General features: G+C 65.9%; 1 protein-coding gene. It reads left to right on the forward strand.

Features of this window, described 5'->3' with window-relative positions:
• On the forward strand, nt 1–1,474 hold a 1,474-nt coding region (locus tag U5775_RS38750; RefSeq protein ID WP_322063408.1), incomplete at both ends, for a condensation domain-containing protein.

A 1,474-nucleotide genomic window follows, 5' to 3' on the forward strand; every position in this document is an offset into this window, starting at 1 on the left:
GCGTTTGCGTGAAGCGGGATGGAAGATCACGCCGCGCCATATCTTCGAACACCAGACGCTCGCCGCGCTGGCCGCTAGCCTCGCGAGCGAAAACGAAAACGAAAACGAAAACGAAGACGCAGCCAGCGACGCGACGATTGCGCCGGTCCCGGCCGATCAGCGCGATGCGCTGCCGCTCTCGTTCGCACAGCAGCGTCTATGGTTCCTGTGGAATCTTCAGCCGGAGAGCCGCGCCTATCATATCGATGGCGCCCTGAAGCTCAGCGGCGCACTCGATAGCGACGCCTTGCGCGGCAGCTTCGACGCGCTGGTGCAACGTCACGAATCGTTGCGCACGACGTTCACGGCCGGCGCGGCAGGCCAGGCCGTACAGCGCATCGCGGATCGCGCGCAAGCGCGCTGCGATTGCACGTTCGTCGATCTCGCCGGCAGTGCGGATCGCGACACTGCGCTCTCCGCGTGGGCCACTTCGTTGTGTGAGCAACCGTTCGATTTGACAGCGGGCCCGCTGCTGCGCGTGGGCGTGGCACGCGTGGCGGCCGATGAGCATGTGCTCGTGGTCGTCATGCACCACATCGTCTCCGATGGCTGGTCTATGGGGGTGCTGCTGCGCGAGTTCGTCGAGGGCTATCGCGCACGCGTGAGCGGTGAATCGGTCGCGCTGAGCGATCTGCCGATCCAGTACGCCGATTACGCGGTGTGGCAACGCCGCTGGCTCGCGGACGGCGAGCAGGAACGGCAGCTTGCCTACTGGCGCGCGGTGCTCGGCGGCGAGCAGCCGGTGCTGGCGTTGCCGACGGATCGGCCGCGTCATGCGCTTGGCGCATGGCGGTCCGCGACGGAGCCGCTGGCGTTGCCTGTTCCGCTTGTCGATGCGCTGCGCCGCGTCGCACGCGAGCGCAACGCGACGCCGTTCATGGTGCTGCTCGCCGCTTTCGACGCGCTGCTGCATCGCTATACGGGCGAGACCGATATCCGCATCGGCGTGCCGGTCGCGAACCGCAATCGTGTGGAAACCGAAGGATTGATCGGCTTCTTCGTCAACACACAGGTCTTGAAGGCCGAACTCGACGGCCGCACGACGCTGGCTACGCTGCTCGACCAGGTGAAGGCGCGTGCGCTCGACGCGCAGGCGCATCAGGATCTGCCGTTCGACGTGCTCGTCGATGCGCTGCAGCCCGAGCGCAGCCTGAGCCACACGCCGCTCTTCCAGGTGGCATTCAATCATCAGCGCAGCGATTATCGCGTGCTGGAGCAATTGCCGGGTCTGTCGATCGGTGGCCACGACCTCGGCGAGGGCGCAGCGCAATTCGAACTGACCTTGAACGCGCAGGAGTTTCCCGATGGCACGCTGAACGTGAGCCTGCGCTACGCGCGCGAACTCTTCGACGCCGAAACGATGGCGCGCTTCGGTCGCCATTACGTGCGCATGCTCGAAGCGCTCACGGGCGATCTGAACCGCAGTATCGACGCC

It is taken from the genome of Paraburkholderia sp. J63, from assembly GCF_905220245.1.
Classification (GTDB): domain Bacteria; phylum Pseudomonadota; class Gammaproteobacteria; order Burkholderiales; family Burkholderiaceae; genus Paraburkholderia.